Source organism: Myxococcus sp. CA023 (assembly GCF_010998615.1).
Classification (GTDB): Bacteria; Myxococcota; Myxococcia; order Myxococcales; family Myxococcaceae; genus Myxococcus.
In genome coordinates, this window is sequence record NZ_JAAEAH010000045.1 from 55747 (window position 1) to 76164 (window position 20418).

16 protein-coding genes are annotated in these 20418 nt (G+C 67.4%); 9 read left to right on the top strand and 7 right to left on the bottom strand.

What is annotated here, in order from left to right; translation table 11 throughout:
- Positions 1-285: 285 nt before the first annotated feature.
- Positions 286-750 (bottom strand): hypothetical protein, encoded by a 465-nt coding sequence (locus tag F8M74_RS20510; RefSeq protein WP_141253754.1) that lies wholly within the window; start codon positions 748-750, stop codon positions 286-288.
- A 203-nt stretch (positions 751-953) separates the two neighbouring features.
- On the opposite strand from F8M74_RS20510, the gene F8M74_RS20515 reads away from it, so the two are divergent.
- Positions 954-1364, top strand: coding sequence for a TetR/AcrR family transcriptional regulator (locus F8M74_RS20515; protein ID WP_203330815.1), 411 nt, complete (start codon positions 954-956; stop codon positions 1362-1364).
- The gene (locus F8M74_RS20520; RefSeq protein ID WP_141253755.1) at positions 1361-6370 is read left to right on the top strand and encodes a hypothetical protein; all 5010 of its coding nucleotides are present in this window, start codon (positions 1361-1363) and stop codon (positions 6368-6370) included. The genes F8M74_RS20515 and F8M74_RS20520 overlap by 4 nt, the downstream gene beginning before the upstream one ends.
- 100 nt (positions 6371-6470) lie before the next feature.
- On the opposite strand, the gene F8M74_RS20525 is transcribed toward F8M74_RS20520, so the two are convergent.
- Positions 6471-6779 carry a hypothetical protein gene (locus F8M74_RS20525; RefSeq protein WP_228559868.1) on the bottom strand — a complete coding sequence of 103 codons (309 nt, stop codon included), beginning with the start codon at positions 6777-6779 and terminating at the stop codon, positions 6471-6473.
- Positions 6780-7337: 558 nt separating this feature from the next.
- Between F8M74_RS20525 and F8M74_RS20530 the strand changes: the two genes are divergently transcribed.
- Positions 7338-8384, top strand: a complete 1047-nt coding sequence (locus tag F8M74_RS20530; RefSeq protein ID WP_228559870.1) for an EGF domain-containing protein — start codon at positions 7338-7340, stop codon at positions 8382-8384.
- Positions 8385-8626: 242 nt separating this feature from the next.
- On the opposite strand, the gene F8M74_RS20535 is transcribed toward F8M74_RS20530, so the two are convergent.
- Both F8M74_RS20535 and F8M74_RS20540 read right to left on the bottom strand, forming a co-directional pair.
- Complete coding sequence (locus F8M74_RS20535) at positions 8627-9511, bottom strand: hypothetical protein (RefSeq protein ID WP_141253758.1); 885 nt, start codon at positions 9509-9511, stop codon at positions 8627-8629.
- Between the two features lie 173 nt (positions 9512-9684).
- A complete protein-coding gene (locus F8M74_RS20540) occupies positions 9685-9840 on the bottom strand; it encodes a hypothetical protein (protein WP_153881040.1) in 156 nt (51 codons plus the stop codon).
- A gap of 306 nt (positions 9841-10146) precedes the next feature.
- Between F8M74_RS20540 and F8M74_RS20545 the strand changes: the two genes are divergently transcribed.
- On the top strand, positions 10147-11139 hold the full coding sequence (locus F8M74_RS20545) for an alpha/beta hydrolase family protein (protein WP_141253759.1): 993 nt from the start codon (positions 10147-10149) through the stop codon (positions 11137-11139).
- Between the two features lie 141 nt (positions 11140-11280).
- Here F8M74_RS20545 and F8M74_RS20550 read toward each other — a convergent pair whose 3' ends face one another.
- Positions 11281-12552, bottom strand: coding sequence for an alpha/beta hydrolase (locus F8M74_RS20550; protein WP_163884503.1), 1272 nt, complete (start codon positions 12550-12552; stop codon positions 11281-11283).
- A 1084-nt stretch (positions 12553-13636) separates the two neighbouring features.
- On the opposite strand from F8M74_RS20550, the gene F8M74_RS20555 reads away from it, so the two are divergent.
- From F8M74_RS20555 to F8M74_RS20565, 3 genes are all read left to right on the top strand, one after another.
- Entirely contained in the window at positions 13637-15088 is a 1452-nt protein-coding gene (locus F8M74_RS20555) for a YcaO-like family protein (RefSeq protein ID WP_228559872.1), read from the top strand.
- Between the two features lie 31 nt (positions 15089-15119).
- Positions 15120-16529, top strand: a complete 1410-nt coding sequence (locus F8M74_RS20560) for an NAD(P)/FAD-dependent oxidoreductase (protein WP_141253761.1) — start codon at positions 15120-15122, stop codon at positions 16527-16529.
- Between the two features lie 140 nt (positions 16530-16669).
- Entirely contained in the window at positions 16670-17209 is a 540-nt protein-coding gene (locus F8M74_RS20565) for an AAA family ATPase (protein ID WP_141253762.1), read from the top strand.
- Positions 17210-17429: 220 nt separating this feature from the next.
- Here F8M74_RS20565 and F8M74_RS37930 read toward each other — a convergent pair whose 3' ends face one another.
- The gene (locus F8M74_RS37930; protein ID WP_228559874.1) at positions 17430-18629 is read right to left on the bottom strand and encodes a hypothetical protein; all 1200 of its coding nucleotides are present in this window, start codon (positions 18627-18629) and stop codon (positions 17430-17432) included.
- 43 nt (positions 18630-18672) lie between these two features.
- Positions 18673-19347: a hypothetical protein gene (locus F8M74_RS20575; protein WP_228559876.1), complete on the bottom strand. Its 675-nt coding sequence runs from the start codon at positions 19345-19347 to the stop codon at positions 18673-18675.
- A 212-nt stretch (positions 19348-19559) separates the two neighbouring features.
- On the opposite strand from F8M74_RS20575, the gene F8M74_RS20580 reads away from it, so the two are divergent.
- Together F8M74_RS20580 and F8M74_RS37935 are read left to right on the top strand one after the other, a co-directional pair.
- On the top strand, positions 19560-19931 hold the full coding sequence (locus tag F8M74_RS20580; RefSeq protein ID WP_141253765.1) for a hypothetical protein: 372 nt from the start codon (positions 19560-19562) through the stop codon (positions 19929-19931).
- The coding region (locus tag F8M74_RS37935) for a hypothetical protein (protein ID WP_240462299.1) at positions 19928-20418 on the top strand (491 nt) is incomplete at its 3' end. The genes F8M74_RS20580 and F8M74_RS37935, both read left to right, overlap by 4 nt.

Genomic DNA, 20418 nt, shown 5'->3' on the forward strand with positions numbered 1-20418 from the left:
TTCCCACATCCCAAAATGGAGAACACCCAGAACAATAAGGACAAACGTGAATTCAAACTCCCCCCTCTGACGCGCTCATCCCAAGACAATAGATCGACCTGTCAGGGCTGCCAAATGCAATTGCTTGATGGTGCCAGCGCTGGATCGGATGGGCTGAGCCTCTGCACTCGGCGTCTGCCTGGACGTGCACCGGCAGCGGCCGGATTCATCCCACTCGCCTCTGACGGCTTCGGCTCCGCGCCCGCTTCGAGAACTGAGAGGGCCTCAGCTTCGCCCCCGGCGCCGTCACGCGCGCAGGTACGCGAGCATGGCGTCTTTTCCACCCGTGGCCAGCACGAACGGGGTGCCCGGTGCGATGAGGCCCTTGCGTGCCGCGACACCATCCACCGCATCCTGTGCGTGGGTGAGCTGCATGCCAGCTCCACCTCCGCCGAGGACGAGGGGCGCCCCCATCTTCAGGTCGAGCACCACCACCCGGCGTCGAGCGGGCCGGGGCTCCGCCATGTCCACGACGACGAAGTCTCCCGCGAAGCGGCGCTGGTCACAGCGGAAGACCCACAGGTTCCGCTTGCGACTGAGCAGCTCTCGCACGAAGGGTTTCTCGTCGCTCTTCAATGCGTAGCGCTCTGAGAGGAGGGCGGCGGTGGAGAGCGGATAGCCCTCCTCCTTGGCGAGGAGCAGCGCCCACGGGTTCGCATGCCGGAGCAGCGGCAGCGAGATGGGAAGGACGATGGGCGGATCGCGAGGCATCCGTGGGCGTGCTCGACGAGCGGGGGCGCTCGTTTAGGACAGACATTTGAACATCTCGCCGCGATGTCGGTCCAATCCATTGACCAACCGGTCAGTTATCAATGGTGCCAGGGCCATTCTCTCGGAGCGAATGGCGGGTCCATGTCTCCCAGGGTAGTGGAGCAGAACCGGCAGATGCGCGAGCGCTCCAGCGAAGTCATCCGGTGTCCATCGCGGAGATCGCGAAGCGCGCGGGTGTCTCCAAGGGGCTCATCTACAACTACTACCGGAGCAAGGATGCGCTACGACGCTCCGGGGAGGCGCTCGCCCCTGAATTCACGCGCATCATGGGCCAGTTCATCGCGCTGTTCGCTGAGTCGGACAGCGAGGCCCCTCGGATGGATGCCCTGGTCCTCCAGTCGGCCCTGGGGTTGCTCGTGAAGGCGCATGACGAGCCCTTCCCGAGCGAAGCCATCAAGAAACGCGCTCCATTCACAGGAACTCTCCGACTTCGAGGAGACGCGAAACGTGCCCATACGCGGGGAAGGCGGCGTCAGCTCGCTCCTGCGCTGAGGGGCAATGCGCCGGGCGCCAAGCGGGCGGTGGGGAACTGGCGCTATGCTGCTGCATCATGATCTGCCAAGCCTGCGCTCGGCTCCGTGACGTGGCCTTGGGGGCCATGTGTCAGGAGTGCGGTGCCCCGCTCGTGCCCGCCACCGAGCCGAATCTCGACGCACTCGTCAGGGAGACCCTGCGTCGTCACATCGAAGGCTGGCAGGCCAGCGCGCTCATCGACGTCGTCACCGCGACCCGGCTCGCCGAGTCCCTCGCGCCTGGCGCGGACGGCCTTCACCCCGAAAGGCCGAAGGCCGAGGAGGGCGAGCAGGCCCCCGCCCAGGACTTCTTCGAAGCGGTAGCTGTCCCTCCCGTGGACGCGGCGACCCGCGCGGAAGCCTGGGCCGATGGTGTCGCGACCTCGCTTCGCGACGGGGGAGAATGGCGGCTATGGGGCTGGGGCGCTGCGCTCGCGCGCTCGTTGGACGAAGCCGCGAAGGCGGAGCGGGAGCAGAGAGCGCGCAAGCGTCGAGGGCTCCGGCCTGACTCGGAGGCGGGGGATGACGACCTGGGCGCGGCGCTGGATTCCGGGCAGACGTACTTCGACCGGGGTGCATCAGGCCCGCTCAGCGGAGGGCTCGAGGCCGTCGTGGCGCTCGATGCACGGCCGGAGAGCGCGCCCCGGTTCCAGGAATTCATCTGGTGGTTCCTTGGCGCGATGCTGGTGCTGGGCGGCTCGCTCATGGGCGTGCGCGAGGCCTGGCAGGCGCTCGGCGGCGTTCCGCGCCAGCTCCTCGTCACGGGCGCTCTGTGGGGATACCACGCGGGCTTCATCGGGCTCGGTGTGTTCCTGTCCCGGCGCTCCATGCCGGTGGGGCGTGTGCTCTCGGGCATTGGCCTCGCGTTGCTCCCCGTCGCCTTCATCGCGCTGTCGTCGCTGTTCGTCCTGTCCCCTGGGTTCGGTGCCGCGGTGGCGCTTGGCGCCGCCGCGCTGGGCATGGTGCCGCTGAGGTCGGCGGGACGTCTGCTGCATGGCACCTCCGCCGCGGCCCTGGGGTTGGCGCTCCTGCCCTCCCTGTTCGCGGGGCTTCCACTAATGGCGCTCGAGGACGCGCCCTGGCTGCGCACGCTCTGTGCCTCCGTGGGTGTCATGGCCCTGACCGCCACGGTATGGCGCGCACGGAAGGCGACGGAGGGAAACACGGCGCTCGTCAGCGCGTGCGCCGCGCTCTATGGCGCGCTGTGGCTCGCCGCCTTCTGTGTGGTGAGCGCACCGTCGGGCTTCGACGCCCTGGAGCCAGGTAGCGCCCTGTTCGCGGGCCTCACGCTGTGGGCCCAGGCATTGGCCACCGTCATCGCCGTGGCCGCGACCACTGACTCCGCGCGCGAGGCCCATCCGCGCGTGAGTCCGGTGCTGGAGATTGTGGCCTACGCGGTGCTCGCCAGTGGCGCGGTCGTGGGCGCGCTGGGCGCGCTCTCCAGCGAGCCCGGAGGGGACTTCCAGGTCGACCTGGCCTCGGCGCTCGCGCCACTCATCGCGGCGGGTGTCTTCTTCCTGCTGGAGCCACGGCGGCGGGCCCTGGTCCACCTCATGGTGATGACGACGCTCCTCGCGGGAGCCTTGTTCGCTCGCACGCAGGCGCCGACGGAGCCGGGCTGGTGGGTATTCGGCGGCACGGTGGCGACCGCGGGCTTGATGCTCCTGGCGCGTTGGAGTGCTTTTCCGGGCCTGCGTATCCGCCTGCTCGCCTGGACCATCCTTGGGTCGCTGGTGGCAATGCCCCTGGTGAGCCAGGTGGGCAGCGCCGCCTCGCCGTGGCCTCAGGTGCTGACGGGGCTGGTCATCGCTGGGGCCGCGCACGTTGCTGGCGGCTGGCGCTGGCGGGGCTTGCACTACCTGGGCGGCGTGGGCCTTCTCTTCGGTGTGCTCGCCTTCGCCGAGGGGACCCCGGCGTTGGAGGGAAGCTGGGGCCGGCTGGCGGTCTTCGCGCTTGTGAGTGGACTCTACGGTGTCGCGGGGCTCGTGCAGGGCGCGTGGGCGCAGCCCGTGTCGCGAAGGGACGGGCTGCTGCCCCTGGATGACCTCGCTCTCAGTCTGGCCGCGGCGGGAGTCCTCCTGGCCGTGGATTCCTCTCCGAGCGCTCCGGACCTGCTCGTGTCAGCCACGGGGCTGTCAGCCCGTGTGCTCTCCGCGCTTCCCACGGCCGTGGTCACGGCCTGGTTGCTGCTGCGTGTCCGGCGGGATGGCAGCAGGCTCGTCGGGTTCCTCGTGGCCTCGGGGCTCGCGCTCGCGGTCTCCCAGGTGATGGGCACCGTCTCCGACTTCGAATCTCCGCGAGCCGCCCTGGTCGCAGCGTCATTGGCGCTCGGCTTCGCGGCCTTCTCCGCGCTGCGCGGCCGCACTCCGCTGGATGCCGCGGACACCGCTGCCGGGCGCGAGGGCCGGAGGATGTTCGACCTCTTCAGGTTGCCGCTCGGTGCGCGGGGGCTGCCGCTCTTCACGGATGGTTTCGCCACGGCGGCGCTGGTGCAGACGGTCATCGCCGCGCTCACGCTGGCCGGGTGGCTGGCCAGGCCCACGGATGCCGAGCGCGCCACGTGCCTGCTCGCGGCCGGTCTGCTCCTCCTGGTCGCGCTGGTGGCCTTCGTGTCGCGTGGATTCGAGTCCTGGCACCTGCGCGGCTCGGTGGTGACGCTCGCGTCGCTGGGCGCGCTCATCGCGCTCACCGCTCTGCTCAACCGCGCGGGCCGGCCGTCGCCGCCGGACGTCGCTGCCCTGCGGACCTCGCTCATCGGCATCGCGCTCTGGGGCGTCGCGCTGGCGACACGGCGCTTCGGGCCCTGGGTCGCCGGGCTTTTGGAGAAGCCTCGTCACGGCAAGCTCTACCACTGGGTTCCCCATCTGGGCGTGGCGGTCCTCGCATGTGTGCTCCTGAAAGGCGCGCTCCTCGTCGGCCTGCCCCGGCCGTCCCGTGCGCTGGCCCTCATTCCGCCCCTGATGTTGCTGGGGCCCGCGGTGTTGATGTTGCTGCTCTCCGTGTCCGCGCGCTTGGTACGGCTCGCGAGCGTGGGGCTCTGGCTCGGCCTGCCCGGTGCGGCGCTCTGGGCCGCGAGGCAGTCGCTGCTCGGGCCCAGGCTCACGCACGCGTGGTCGTCCGAAGGCGGGTGGGTGCGCATCGGCGCCGAGTCCCTGCACTGGCTCGATAAGGACGCGTGGCTCGCACCAGGGGACACGGTGTTCCTGCTGTGGCAGCGGGCTTTCGCGGGCATCGCCGCCGCGGGGCTCGTCTATGCCGTTGCCTCGCTCCGGGGGCTGCCCGATTCCTTCCAGCGGCTGTTGCAGCGCCATTCGGTCATCAGTGTGGGCGTGGTCTTCGTCGCGGCCCTCTTCCAGCCCGGGCTCACGGCGGCAGGCCTGGTCTGCATCGCCGGTCTGGTGCTGTTCCTCGGGGGGGCCAGGGCGCAGGGACGCGGTGTCCTTGGCGCGAGCATTCTCTTGTTGGTCCACGCGTTGGCGCACCGTGAGGACATCTTCGAGGTGTGGCCCGGCCCGGTGCTCGCGCTGGTGGGGCTGGCGGTGGTGACACTGGGGCCGTCGATTGTCCGGCGCAGGGGCTTGTCCGAGAGCGCCGCTCGCATGCGCATCCACCAGGCCAGCGCCATCTATCTGTTGGCAGCGCTCGTGTACGCGTTGGCGACGAATGGAACGCCGTCGTCGACGCTCGCCGCGCTCAACCTCCTGGGGGAGCTGCTGCTGAGCATGGGCGGGAGCTGGATGGTCTCTCCCGCGTTGCCTGTGACACTGGCGCTCGTCGCCGCGTCGGTGCTCGTGGCGGCTTTCCAGTGGAAGGGCACGCTCGCCTCGCTCGTCGCGACGCTGGGGGCCTGGGTGGTGGGCGGCACATTCGTCGCCTCACTCATGGCCTTCCTTTCGATTCGCGCGAGTCTGGTCGGCCCGTGGCTGCGTTATGGCTCGCTCTTCATCCTCCATGGCGCGGCCCTGTCCCTGGCCGCCTCCGTGGGCGTGCTGGCCCTCCATGCCACCCAGGAGTGGGTGCGGAGGCGCCGGCCGGACGTCGCGGGCGGCCTGTCGTGGGGACGCGACACAGGGCTCGTGGTGAGTGGGCTGATGCTCGCGGCTCTGGCGGTGGGGGGCTCCACCTCCGGCGGCGCTCTTCCGCTGGCCATCGCCTCCATTGGCATCCTGGTGTTGGTGGCGCTGCACTGCGCTTGGAGCCAGCACACTGGCCGGCACGTCTACTTCGTGCAGACAGCGGTGGTCGGCGTCTACGCCCTGGTGCGCAATCTGTATGCACCGGGCCTGCGCGCCGAGCACGACGCATTCTTCGCGCTGGCCCTGGGCTTCATCCTGGTGGGCGTGACGGTGCTGGCCCGGCGGGCGGGCGTTCAGCCCGTGGAGGCAGCCACCCGGCGCTTCGCGGCACTGCTGCCCATGGGCATGGCGCTGGTGCTGCCGGGCGAGGCGACGCAGGAGGCGGCACTGCTCGCGGGGGGCTCCGGACTCCTGTACGCGACGCTGGGCGCGGTGGAGCGCAGCCGGCTGTTCGGTGCGTTCGCCGCGGCCGCGTGCAACTTCGCGCTGCTCATCTCCGCGCTGGCCTTTGGCCTGGAGGGTTTGGAAATCTACCTGGCGCCCATGGGTTTGCTGTTGTTGATGCTGGGCCAGCTCTTCACGGAGAGCCTGCCGCACGCCGCGCGCAACACGGTGCGAATCCTCGGGGGCTTGTTGCTGTATGTGCCCGCGGCGGCGCGCATGGCGGTCCAGGTGGGCCAGTCTCCCGACGGTACGTATGCGCTCGTCTTTGGCGGGGTGTGTCTGCTCGGCGTGGTGGCGGGCATGGTGTTCCAGATTCGCGCCTACCTGGCGTTGGGGACCTTGTTCCTCACGCTAGACGTCGCGGCCACGCTGCTCGACGCTGGGCTGAGGGACCACCGCATCGGCTTCCTGGTGATGACGCTCACCGGGCTCACACTCATTGGCGGGCGCGTCCTGACGACGTTGAAGCGTCAGGAGTGGGAGCTGCTCGTGCGGCGGGTCCGCGTCCAGCTTCGCGGCTGGGATTGAGCGCGCGGGTGGCGACCCAAGCCCCGGGCTCCCTGCGGACCCTGCGCCGGTGGGGAGCTGGGGGCGTCACCGACGTCGGTCCCTGGGATGCTTGCGCCGGCTACTTGAAGCAAAGGGTGATCGTGGTCAGCATGTCTGTTCGCTTGACCCATTCGACTGCCCTGCAGGTCTCGCCGGAACCGCAGCCGTCATCGTCCTGGCAGCGGCGGTGACACTGGCGGTCGCCCTTCTCCGCCTGGCAGTAGAGCTCTTCGTTGGGGGCGGGCGGGCCACAGACCTGGCTGACGTAGCACTCCTCGTCGGCGTTTGCGCACGCGTCGGTGAAGGAGCAGGCCGCGAGCGAGGAATTCGGTAGATGGGACGGATCGTCTCCGCAGCCAGCGGAGACCAGGAGGCAGAGCAGGCTCATCAGTGACAGTCGCATGGGGCCTTGGGAAAGGGTGAGGCGTTTCCCCAAGTATACGATAGGCGAATGGTGCGGGCCATCAACGCCCCACAGGCGTGGGCGCGGAGGCGTCGCGGGCGGCCTGTCGTGGAGGGTGCGACACGCGGCCCGCGGCGAGTGGGCTGATGCTCGCGGGTGGCTCCGGACTCCTGTACGCGAAGCTGGGTGCGGTGGGACGCAGCCGGCTGTTCCGTTCGTTCGCCGCGTCCGCGTGCAACTTCGTGGCTGGGATTGAGGGGGCGCGCCGCCGCTGTCTTTTCTCTTCGCTCCCGAGAATCGAGAAGGCTGCCTCGTGCTGGGACAGAAGTCCCAGCCTTCGTGTCCAGGGTGGGTGTCGCCTTGCAGTCGCCGCGGCGATACCTGGAGAAAAAGCTGTCCAATGGCACACGCGTTCTGGGTTCGACGTGCGTGCCTTTAAAGCTGAAAATGGAATTCGTGCATTCATTGTTGTGGCGGTTATCCGGTGTGACTGTTCTCACGTCGGGCCGCCATCCCCAAGTCCAAGCGGATTGGAGCAAGACAATGAAGGTCAGTCGAGTGGCCCCCATGTGGCGAATGCTGAGTGCGGCCCTGGCGTTCGGCATGATGAGCGCGTGCGGTTCTGAGTTGGAGGACGAATCCGTTGTTTCCGAAGAGGCTCCGGTGGACGGCGAGTCGTCATCGGACTCGGTGTCGGCGATGGCCGGTGACCGTTATGCCAACGCAGTCGTCCAAAGCGGTGTCATCGCCGTCCTCAATCCGAACAACGCCGTGGGCGCACCGGATGGGAACGCCGCGACGTTCCTGGGGCTCCTGGGCGGCTCCATGGTTCTGGACATGGGCCTGGGCGAAGAGGGCACAGGGCCGCTGCGCGTCTACTACCAGGGCCTTTCGCTGGCGGTCATCGCCCAGGTGGAATTCCTTCGTGGGGACATGAGCATCATCAGCACGGGAAAGGCGAACCTGCTGGACCTGGGGCTTGGGACCCACTCCACGCTGGTGCCATTCAGCAACTCCACGCCGTACCGCTACGTGAGGCTGCGCGGTGGGATTGCCTCGTTGTACGGCTTGGACGCGGTGGAGGATACGGGCGGCGGTGTGAGCGCCGTGTGTGGCGATGGCCGTATCAGCAATGGGGAGCAGTGTGACGACGGCAACCGGGTTTCGTCGGATGGTTGTAGCAGCGCCTGCCGGGTGGAGCCGGGGTACACCTGCAATGGCATGCAGCCCAGTGTCTGCACGGACGTCAATGAATGCACGAATGGCACTGCGCAGTGTTCGGTGAATGCGATTTGCACGAACACGCCGGGAAGTTACGCCTGCACCTGCAGACCGGGCTATTGGGGGAATGGTTGGACGTGCAGTGACATCGACGAGTGCTCGAACGGGACTGCCGCGTGCAATCCCAGCCAGGTATGCGTCAACACGCCGGGTGGCTACGAGTGCGTGGGTGGCTCCTGTCCGGCTCCCCGGGTGCAGTGTGGCGCGCAGTGCGTGGATGTGTCGTCGGACGTGAATAACTGCGGCGCCTGCGGCGTTGTCTGTCCGGCGGCGAAGACCTGCTCGTCGGGCGTCTGCGTCATGGGGTAGCCTGGACCGACGCTTTAGCTCGCCACGACGTGGGGCCGCCCCACCGTCGAGACGGACTTCGGTGCGCTGGACCTGGTGGCGTCGTCCGGGAGGGGCCTGAGCGGGTCCGCTGGACCGCCGGGAAGACGCCGCCGACCGGCACGTACGACGATGAGCTGACGGGCTCACGACCCTCGCGGCGCGACATGTCGCCGCGAGGGTCGAGGTTCTCCTGGCACTGTGGCGGGACGATGCGCGGTGGCTCAGAGCTTCTTCCTGGCTTCGTCAATCACCTCTTGCATGGAGAGGGGCTTGAGCGAGCCGTCCTGCTGGCCCTGGAAGAAGTCGAACTCGTGGATGGTGCCCTTGACCAGGTACTCGTTGTCCCGCGCCGAGTTCACCATCGCGCGTTCGCGGAACGTGAACGAGGGCTTCTCGGGGTCCACACCGACTTGGGGCATGATGGCGCGCTCCTCGGGCGTGGGCTGCCAGAGCGGTTGCGGACGTGGCTCGGAGCGCAGCACCGCGGTCTCGTCGAAGCCGGGCTTGGTGCTCGTCCGGAGGTCGCGCTGGATGTCGAACTGGTCGAGCACCACACCGCTCTTGGGGTCCTTGGCCGGGTTGGTGACGATGCGGTCCTTGCCGTAGAGCGGGTTGTCGACCAGGGGCCCCGTGGCCGTGCCGTCCACGCCCACCGGCGGGCCGCTGAAGGACGTATACGGCGTCTTCGCTTTGACGGACTTTTCGCCATCGACGTGGTCGGAGGCGCTGATGGTGACGCTGTCGCCCGCGGGCTGGAGCTTGCCGTGCTTGTCGATGGCTGACTTCGGGGTTCCGTACCCCGGCTGGATGGCGTCGAACGCGAAGTTCTCACGGCGCGACAGCGGAACATCCATCTTGGTACGAGGCATGGCCGCGTTGTTGCCGCCATCACGGCGGTCCATGGCCTCCATGATGTCGCTCATCAGGTCCAGGCTGTTGTTCCGCGCCCGCGTCTCGCTCGCAATTTGAGACGGGCTTGGAGCCTTGGTGGAATGATGGGCGACCTGCTGCAGCACGCGAGTGGGTGCCCCGTGGCCGCCGGAGTGGGACACTCCTCGCGCGCCCTGCTTCAACAACGTCGTCGTTACTCTCGTGATGGTACCCATGATGTAGATCCCCCCTGGTCTGAGGCATGAGGTGCGTTCCTTCGTGCCTTTGTAGGAATTGTCCTTCATCTGCGCACGGAGTTGCGTGGGGGAGGACGATTTGGGCGAGGGCGCGGTTGTGTCCCGTTCGAGGCCTCCGTCATTCGAGCGTGGGCCTTTCGGGATGAAGTGAGTCACCACGGGGTGCATCTGCGCTGGAAGTCGAAGATGCCTCCGGAGTCCTCGGGCGGGAAGGTGCGGGTGAGGTCGTCGCCGTCCAGGTCGGAGCGTTCGTCCGGGCGGCTGCGCACGCCGGCGTTGTTGATGAGCAGGTGCACGGGAGCGCGCATACCGGCGTGCACCACGTCATCGCGGGAGAGATAACGGACAGCTCGCGTCCACAGTCGCGGGAAAGACACAGCCTCAGCGGCCCTCGCCAGGGAATTACATGGTCGCTCCAACGTGTGCGTTGCCATGGCCAGATACGCCCCTTAGCGTCGCACCTGTCATTGGCGGATGAAGAGCCCGTTGTCGCCCCACCTACTCTCCGAGGTCAGAGGATGCGCAGATTGCTGCCCCAGGACGTCTTTGTTTCCAGCACCGCTCTTGAACGATGCGAGTCTCCCGCCCGTGCCGCACGCGGACTCGTCGGAGTCTTGTTCTTCGCCCTGTTCCTCGGAGTGCCAGGCGGCGCGGAGGCATCCGATGCCTCGCTCGCGCCGAACTTCTATTCGGGGCATGGCATCACGGTTCATGCGGTGCGGCACATTACGGATAGGCTCATCGACGTGGAAATCTCCACGCCGCTGATCGCGCCTCACGCGGTCTATGACCCACGCCACCACGTTCGGGTGCTCCTGCCGACGGGGTATTACAACAACCCGGGCGTGCGCTACCCCGCGGTCTACCTGTTGCACGGTGGGGGAGGCGCGAACTCGGCTCAGTGGGTGGAGTTCGGTGCGGCGTATGCGATTACCGAGAACATGCCCGTCATCACCATCATGCCGGATGGCGGCAAGGTCGGTTGGTACACGAACTGGGTCTTCCCTCGCGGGGTGAATCAGGCGTGGGAGGAGTTCCATCTCAACCAGCTCATTCCGTGGGTGGACCAGAACCTTCGCACGCTGGCGTACAAGCGGGGCCGTGCTATCGCGGGGCTGTCCATGGGCGGCTTCGGGGCCATCAGCTACGCGGCGCGGCGCCCCGACCTGTTTGCCTATGTGGCCAGTTTCTCGGGGGCCCTGGACCTCGGTGACGCCGCCATCCGCGCCACCGTCACGGAGGAGGGGACACGCTGGCTGCAGAACCCGGATGGGGCGTTCGGCTCTCCCTTCTGGCCCTTCGACCAGGCCTGGAACATGAACAACCCCATTCCGCGTGCGGCGTCTCTGCGGGGTGTGGCCGTCGCCTTGTATGCGGGGTCGGGCATCTGGGATGGGGATGTGCTCGAACGCGTCCCGGGGGCGTCCACGGACCGGTTCCACCATGCGCTGAATGCCGCGGGCGTGCCGCACCACTACGAGATGTATGGCCGCCCAGCGCCGGGCCAGAAGCCCTTCGGTTGTGACGGCGGGCACAACTTCAGTTGCTGGAACTACGCGTTCTTCGACGTGCTGCCGCGCATGTTGGCCGTGCTTGACGGGCCGTAAGCCCAACGGCGCTCCAGGTGATGGAGCCCTTTGTCCGATGCAAAGGGCTCCCACTGCCACCCGCGCGAACCGAGAGCCTTCTTCCTGCGGCCTCTTGGGCGGGTACTGGATGCGTGGGTCCACGAACGGAGATGCTTCTCCTCAGTGGCTCAGCAACCACGTCGCGAGCGGTTGCCACGCGAGCGTCGGTGCATCTGCCGCGTACAAGAGGTCGCCATGGCCGAAGTCCTCGGCCACTCGCTCCGGACCGAAGCGGCGGACGACGAGCGCCGTGACATCCGTCGATGACACCCGGGTCGTCGAATACAGCCCGTAGTCACCGAACGCGCCAGCGGCACCGAGGTAGAACAACGGGACGCGGATGTTCGAGAGCTCGGGCCTTGGTGTCGCCCCGCACCAGATTTCGTCGAGTTCCACGGTCTCACGCAGCGACTGGTGCGGCGGCGCGCTGGCGAACCACGCGCTCACGCTGTCCTCGGGCGACTCGCGCAATGCCGTAACGTCGCCGTTGGCGTCGAGGATGGGCGCGCTCAGGTGGTACAGCGGCGTGTACGGCGCAAGAAGGTAGGTCAGGCCATTCATCGCGAGCAGTGCACCGCGGTTGGTGTAGCTCGAAAACACGGGAGACTGCGCCTGGGGCGCGCTCCGGGCCAGCTCGCCCAACGTGATGAAGAAGCTGTTGTCGGAGTCGGTCACGCCTTGAGCAAGCGCCTCACGTCCCGCGGCGGCATTGGCGCACGCAAGCTCGCGCAGTTCCGCGTGCTCGGGCGCGATGTCGTAATAGGCGTCGAGCACGGCGACCGCAGACACGTGGCGGCCGTTGGCTGCGGCATACGCGTAGGCCAGCTCGCCGCCATGCGAGAATCCGCCGAGGACGATTCGGCCCTGATGGCGGTCGCCGCTGAGCCGCGCCGCCCGTGCAAAGGTGAGCGCGACGGCGATGTCTCCGAGCTCCTGGGCAACCCCCATCTCACCCAGGTCGGAGATGTCTCCGTTGGCGGAGGGCAGCGTCCAGCGACGGTCAACGCCCCAGACGTCGATGTCCTGGGCCGCCAGGTACGGAGCGAGCCCCGGCGCCGATGACGCGGGATTGCCGAGTGTCGGCACGAAGTTCGTGACGAAGTTGGCGAAGTCTCCGTGAAGCAACATGATCGCGTGGGCGGCCGACCGCGGTCGCCACGGCGCGCGCTCTCGGACGACGCGATGGACCCGCACGATGGCGTTTGGTGCGGTGCCGACACGAATGTCGAATCGGTAGTGATAGATGTCCTCGGTCACGAACTCACGCAGCACCGCGAACGGTGTCGGATTCGACGCGAGCGACTCTGTTTCAGTTTCAATCCGCGGAGGTGGGGAGGCGAATGCGGACGTGCATGCGAACAATACGACGAACGAAAGACCAAGATTGGACATTCGGGGCCCTTCATGTGCACTCGAAACGGGTTGTGACACGCCCCCAGAATGGGAAGGGGCTGGCCCTCTCAGAACGAAGAGCCCGGCGCGGACATATCGTCCCGTGTTCAAGGATGCTTCGCTCCTTGGAAGCAGATCCGGAAGCCAGTCACTCAAGGCGGTGGCGCCCGAGCGTGCGGAATCCGAAGCGACGCAGCGCCTGGTTGAAGGCTGCACGGACGCGGACTGACCTGAGGTCAGCTCGACACGGAAATGGACTGTCAGATCTCATGGTGTTGCGCTCTGACAGGTAGGCCCACCTCCTGTGTGGGCCACGGCAATTCCCATCATGGCTCAAAGTGACCTGACCTGTTGTTGACTCGGAGTGTGGCATGAGGAGACACTTCTCGCTCACCCAGGGAGGCCGAACATGAAGAAGCCTGCTCGTACGAAGCGTGCAAAGACTCTCAAGGTCACGGTGCGCGTTCTGAAGGTGTCCGCGCTCAAGGCATTTGAAACCAACGTGTCCAACATTTCGCACATTTCGAAGTAGCGGCGTCCCGGGCACGACATGGGAGTTCAGTCAGGTGTCGTGCTCCTCGAAATGGCGAGGGGAATTTCCATCCTTCAGACCCGCAGGGCGCTGATGGAGATACGGGGCCTCCCCTTTGCTCTTCTCGTCTCCATCCTCGGAGACGTTCGCCGCGGAGGGAGCGCCGCGGTCGTCCGCGCGCTGGTGAAGGCGGGCGTCGACCCTACCAGCGCCAGGCAGCTCGGAGCGCGGCTCGAAGAGGAAGGGGCACTGGGGCGAGGCGCTCCACGTTTGATGGACGAGCAAGCCCTCCGAATGGCATTGGGAATCACCGGCAGGCTGCGCCTGGGACCTCTTCGCACGGCCGACATTTCCGAGAACAGCGGAGCGCTCATCCAGCTGAGCGCCACACGTTGGCGAAGTGCTGGCAGTGGTGTGTGTGTCGCCTGTGGTCTGCTCTGGGAGGTCCAAAGCGCGGATGCGCCCGATGAAGCAGCCGCAGTGGCGAATGCAATCCCGCGCCGCGCGGTGATTGCGCTGGGGGCAGCCGATCTGACAGCCCTCCGGAAAGCCATGAAGCTGCATTCCCTCGATGCGCGTGCCTGGACAGAGGGCGCCTACGGGCGGCCAGGCGCCAGACGCATCCGGTCCCGGCCCGCGGCGGGATGCCCGTGCTCCGCGAACTGGGGCGCGGTGAACCGCATCGGCAAGCTGGAGGGCTCGCGGATGGCCGGTGCCGCGCTGGGGCGCGTGGGAATCGCGACGCGCGAAGCCACGGTCCGTGGCAGGCGGGGGGCGCCTCCCACTGTCACCCTGACCTGGGGAGCCGCCACCCTGCGTCTTCGGAAACGAGGTCGTCCCGTGGTGTCAGGACATTTCCTGGCCCAGGTGGGCGTCGGAGCAACCCTGGAGGAGCGGAGGCTGACCGCGCGAGCAGAGGCCATCGAGCGTGCCTCGTCCCTCCTTCGTGTGCCCGACGTCTGCGCGACTCCGGCGCGCGCGCTCGAGCAACCTTTCCTGCCCATGCGTGATTGGGATCTCTACACGCCGGAGCAGTACGCAAGCCCGGGGTTCCCCTACGCGCCAGTCACCCAAGACACGCCACTGGACTGGGTCAGGGCCACGGATGCGGAGACCGGTGAGCAATTGCTCGTTCCCGCAGCCTTCACGACTTCCGAACGGCTCGTGGGCCCGCGCTTCCTGTGTGCCTCATCCAATGGCGTCGCGACGCATACGAGCGATGACGCCGCGTTGCGGTCCGCGCTCCTGGAGGTGGTAGAGCGCGATGCGCTCCAACTCGCCTGGTACCGAGGTCAAGGAGCGCGGCGCCTCGACATGGCTACGCTCGACATTGATGAGGGGGTGTCGCGTCATTTCAAGGGTTCGGGCTGGACCCTCCACTTCTCGTACCTGCCCGGTCGCGCCGGCCTTCACGTCATCGCACTCATCGCCGAGGCGACAGGAGAGGGGGCGTTCCCCAAAGGCGGGACGCTCCTCGCCGCCGCGGCCGCGGGGGACCCGGCAGTGGCCGTGCACCGAGCGCTCCGTGAAATGCGAATGTTGACGGAGGCGGTGGCCCTTCGTCGGCAGCTTGCGATTGACTTCGAGGCGCTCCGGCGGCCCCCGGTCCTGGAGAACTACTGGCTCATCGACTCCCTCCTCGACATCACGTTGCTCTACTTGAACCCCGCGATGCGGAGCGCTGTCGACCTGCTCCTGGAAGGCCCCCCGGTGGCGCTCCCTCGTGTTCGGGTCCCCGACGCGGCGGGGGAGCTCGTCACGAGGTTCCGACAGCATGGGCTGCGCACCCTGGTCATCAATCTCACACTGACGGCGGCCTCTCCGTTCCGGACTTGTCAGGCGCTGGTCCTTGGGACGCAGCCTCTGGCGTTCTGTCCGAGCCTGTTACGCCTCGGGAGTGGGCTGCTGCCGCGCCGCCTTCCTCCGCGCAATCCCAAGCCGCCCACATCGCCGCTCAAGCTCAGGCGTGGGCTGCTGAATCCGTACCTGCTTCCGCTGGCATGAGTCTCACCGAAGGCGCGAGGCGACGTCTCGAATGAGCGAACGCGTCATCATTCTGGGCGCGGGCCTCGCAGGACTGGCGGCAGCGCATGCGCTTGTCCTCGCAGGCCAGGACGCCGTCGTGCTCGAGGCGCGCTCTCGAGTCGGTGGCCGGGTCCTGACCCTGCGGGAGCCGTTCCTGGACGGAATGTACGCGGAGGCGGGCGCGAAGTATGTCCTCAGCGGACACTCGACGGTCCTCGGCTTTGCGAGGAGGCTCGGCCTGGCGCTCGACTCGCTGCCAGTTCCGCACACGTCGGCCTTGCGGCCCTTTCATCTTCGGGGACGTCGCATCCTGGCCCCCGTCGGTGACGATACGGGCCTCCCGCATGTCCTGAGGGCGGATGAGCAGCAGCTCGGCCTTTCAGGCCTCTATCGGAGGTACGTGGCCCCTCTCGTGGAGGCTGTCGGCGACCCCTTCCATGAGTCCTGGCCCGGTCCAGGCGCGACCCACCTCGATGGCCTGACCCTGCGTGAGGCCCTCGCGGAACGGGGCGCTTCTTCAGGGGCCATCGACGCGGTGAGCCTGGGGCGGTTTGACCTCGTTGGCGATGGCATCGATGCGAGCTCGGCGCTTGGCGTTCTTCGACGGGAGTTGCTGACTGTCGGCAGAGGAGGCTCGAGCGCCTACACCTTGAGGGGCGGAAGTGACCGGCTTCCCGTCGCCCTGGCGGAAGCGCTCGGTGGAAGGATTCAGTTCGGATGGGCAGCGAAGCGCATCGAGCAGGAACAGGGGACCGTCCGCGTGTACTGCCGCGGCAGCACGGGAGAACACAGAGCTTTCACAGCGGAGCGGCTCGTGTGCGCCATTCCGTTCTCGGTCCTTCGTGACGTTGAGCTCGTCCCCGCCTTCTCGGCGGACAAGCTGCGGGCGATTCACGAGCTCGAGCATACGTCCGTCGTGCGCACCTTCATCCAATACCGGCGCCGCCTCTGGACAGAGTGGGGGTGGTCGAGTGGATGGCTGACGGACCTCCCCATCATGCACGTCCTCGACGCCGCACCGACACAGCCTCCGCCGTCAGGCATCCTCGAAGTGTATCGCGTGGGCCCGTGCGCCCGCGCGGCGGGCCTTCTCGCCGAGGAGGCGCGCATCGCCATGGCTGTGCGGGGCTTGAGTCAGTTCGGGCCGGAGCTGTCCTCCGAAGTGCAGTGCGGAACCTCCTACGCATGGGACCTGGACCCTTGGGCTCGGGGTGCCTTTGCGTGGTTCCGGCCGAGGCAGCTCACGCAGTGGGGACGCGCGCTCGCAACGCGCGAAGGCAGGGTCCACTTCGCCGGAGACCAAACCTCTCCCATGCCCGGCTGGATGGAGGGAGCGCTCTTGTCAGGCCAACGCGCCGCCCTCGAAATCCTGTCAGGAGCCAGCGGGGCGTGCATGGCAGAGGGCCTGCTCGGCGCCTGATTCATGCCACGGAAGCGTCTTGCGAGAGGCCGTGGGGACTGCTTCCCGACTTTGGGGGCCGTTGAGAGGTGGGGCGGCGTCTACCTGTTCCGTCTCTTCCTGTGCCATATGGGTAGCTTGGGGGCGCGGTATAAGACCGCATGCGCATCGCCGTGACGGGTTCACACCGGGTGGGCAAGTCGACGCTGATCGATTTGCTCGGGAAACGACTCAAGGGGTACCGGTTCGCCGAAGAGCCGTACTTCCTGCTCGAAGAGGAGGGCTACGAGTTCGCGTCGCCTCCCTCCTTGGAGGACTTCCTCGCGCAACTCCGATTCTCGGTGGAATTGCTCGAAGGCGAGAAGCGCTCACAGAACATCCTGTTTGACCGCTGCCCACTCGACTTTCTGGGGTACCTCCAGACTCACGAAGACGCGGATTCGTTCGACCTGGAGGAGTGGCTTCCCCAGGTACGCTCCGCCGTTGAAACGCTCGACCTCATCGTCTTCGTGCCCATTGAGGAGCCCGATCGCATCCGGCTCCCCGCGCACACTGACCGTGAGTCGAGGGCAGCGGTGGACGAGACGCTCACCCGGATGCTGCTCGATGACCCATTTGAGTTGGGCGTGGAGGTTCTCCCCATCCAAGGCACCGGGGCCGCGCGCGTCACCCAAGTTCTCGAGCGACTGGCGCGCGGATAGCGCCCTCTGCCGCTTGGGCCCCTCCCGACCACGCACCAAGAAGGAGCCGAATGGTCGAAGTCGAGAGGCGATGCCAGCGAGCGCAGGTCGTCCGCCGCATCGAAGACTTACCAAGGAGCATGACCCGGTGGCCCGGTGAAAGCGGGCGCGGACATTCGTGGCCAGTCCTTCCGCGCAACGGGAACAGGCGACGTTCCGCTGGGCGCTCCGGCCTGCGTCCCTACTTACTGGCCTGGGGCGGAGGGCCGCCCTTCCGGGAGCGGCGCGATGTCTTGGCGGCCGTCGCTGGCCTCCCCGCGGCTTTCTTGCCACGCGTCGCCGCGACCTTCTTGGGGCGAGGGGCGCGGGGTTTCTCCTCCTCCGTGGCAGCGCCGTCACCGCGGCGGACGCGTGCCACCGCGTGGCTCACAGACCGGGTCAGCCGCGCAACCTGGGGGGCGGCTCCAAGGGAATGGGTCAGTCCCTGCACCTTGTGGGACACGGAGCTCAACGCGCGGCGCTCCCGGTCCGACACGGGGAGCAGCGCCGCCCCCGCGACGCCTGCTGCCAGCGTGGTCAATCCGATGGCCACCGCGTGTTCACCCAGTTGGTCGGCTGCCCAGGTGCGTGCCTTGCCTGCTCGCTCACGGAGTCTGTCTCCACTGGGGACCCGGTCTCGCAGATGCTCCAGTGTCTCGCGCCCCCGGGTGCTGACCCGCTGCATGGCCTCGCGTGTGTGCGCGGCCACCTTCTGGGGACCTGTCTTCTCTTCGGCCTGGGCCTTGCGGCGCTTCCAGGCCGCGGTGAACTTGCCCAACCTTTTTCCCCCGGATTTACTCGTCTGCGGCTTGGCCATCGCGCTCTCCCTCGTTTCGCCCTCGTTGGGGGCCGGCGTTCCTCGTGTCAAAGAAGGTATGGATAAGAGAAGCCGGCGCAATGTACTGCTGCGGGTGAGGACGGCCGGCACGACGAAGGCGCGCTGGGCGCCGAGCGCGGCGCCCGCCCACATTCCTCCATCCGTGGCCAGCGCGACCGCCGTGCTGCCAGCCGGGCCCCGCGCCTTCGCCGCGCCTGCTTTGACCAGGGTCGCGGCCGCGTTGAGTGCCAGTCCCGTCCCGCCATGCTTGAAGCGTTGGAATGCCTCCTGGTCCTCGAAGAGGACGACCTCCGAAGATGTCTGTCCACCCAGCTGAACTCCCACGGTCAGCTGGACCAGCGCCGCGTATCCGACCAGCCGCTCCCGACGGAAGACCTCGCCCATCCCCCAGGTGCCTCCGAGCACGGCGCTCCCCTGGCCTAGCGAAGGGAAGACGGCATAGGCGTAGGCCCGAGCCCTCGCCTGAGCCAGCTCCGGTGAGCGGGCCTCCAGCCGGTGCAATGCCGCCCGTGCGTCACCATGCAGTCTGCGGTGTACGTCCAGCTCCTTCCGCGCGAGCTTCAACAGACGCTGGCCTTGGATCGCCAGTTTGCTTCGGATGGGCGCTTCATTCGTGGCGAGCACTGGCCTGCGCCTTGAGGATCCGGGTGAGCAGCAGGGCGGCAGCCGTCAGCCCCGTGGTCAGGGCAGGAGGGGGCTGCGACGCTTGCAGCCGCGAACGCTGCCCGGTGTCATCGGCCCCGCTCTCCTCGGAGGCATCCTGCCTGCGGAAGCGCTGCACCAGGCCTCCGTTCCCTCGCTCCGATGCGTCTGACGAACGCGGAATGAACGTGAACTTCTGTCCGCCCAGGGAGATCTCGAGCAGCATGCCGCCACGTGAGTAGGCGTGAGCAACGCACTTCGCATAGTTGATGGTTCCGGACGCCGCCGCCTTCACGAGCACGGCGGACGCGTTGGCGGCGAAGGCCGCCTTTCCTCCCTTGAACGCTTCAATGGCATCACGGTCATGGAAGAAGATGAGCTCGCTCAGGGTCTGTCCGCCCACCTGGACTCCGAGGGTCAACTGGCTCAGCGTGGCGAAGCCAATCGGCTTGCCCTTCTCGAAGACCTCGCCGTGGCCGTACGAGCCGCCGAGGACCAGCGATGCCCTGCCCAGCGAGGGGAAGACGGCATAGCCCTCTACCTGCTCCAGCTCTTTTTTCAGCTCCGGGTGCTTGAGCACCAGGCGGTCCACCGTTGCCACTGCCTCTTCGTGAAGCGCCTTCTCCTGCTCTGGCTTCATGTTCGCCTCCTGATGAATCAACGTGGCGACGGCCATATCCGCAAGGTACCCACGGAACGTGCGTGCGAACGACCACGCCGTGAGTGGTCTGGTTGCCCGGACGTGACGCGGAGGTGTCTACCTTCGGTGTCAGGAGGACGCACATCATGGCCTCGACGAAGACAAAGGAGAGGAAGCGCTCGCGCGGCCCAGCGCGACACGCATCACCCAGGATGGAAGCTGCGCAGAAGCAGCTCGAACAGGTCACGGGATACGCGCGGGGCCGGGTGAAGGAGCGCCTGGACTTCCAGCGGGGCTTGCTCGTGTCGGTGCTGGCGGACATGGCAGAGGGGTTGAGCACCGCCACCCGGCGTGCACCGAGCCCGGCATCGCAACGCATGCTGGAGACGGGAGAGCGCATGTTCCGCGGCGCCTCCTCGCGGCTGGATGCGCAATCCGTCGAGGCATTCCTGGACCGCACGGGACAGTTCGTGCGGCAGCGCCCGGGATTGTTGTTCACGGGACTGCTGGGGGCAGGCCTGCTCGCGGGGCGGATGTTTCGCGCCAGCGGTGCTGGCGATGTGGAAGGGGAGGCTGAGTCATGAGACGTAGTGCGAACAAGACGGCTGCGCGCGAGGGACAGAACGGCGGCGCTCCAGGTCAGACGCAAGGGGGACTGGCGCCGTTGCGGACGGTCCGCGACAAGGGCCGGGCGGTTGCCGGGAGTCTCCGAGAGAAGTTTCCCTCGCGAGACGATGCGCGCTCCCGCGCGGTGGGGGCCCAGACGTGGACATCGCAGACGATGCGACAGCATCCCGTGGGGGCGGGACTTGGGGTCCTGGCCCTGGGCTTCCTGTCGGCTTCCCTCTTGCCGGCCTCGGCGCTGGAGCGTCGCGCATATACACGTGCGGCGGGAAAGGCGCGGGATCTGGCCGACCGCTTGGACGCATCGGGGCGATTCGAAGACGTCCTGGCGACCGTACGACAGATGGCGGCGGGCGCGGCAGTCGAGCAGCTGGCCTCTTTGAGGCCCAAGCCCGAGGAAGGTCCTTCGCGGCGCAAGTTGGAGCGGGTGGACCGAAAGGGTGGGTG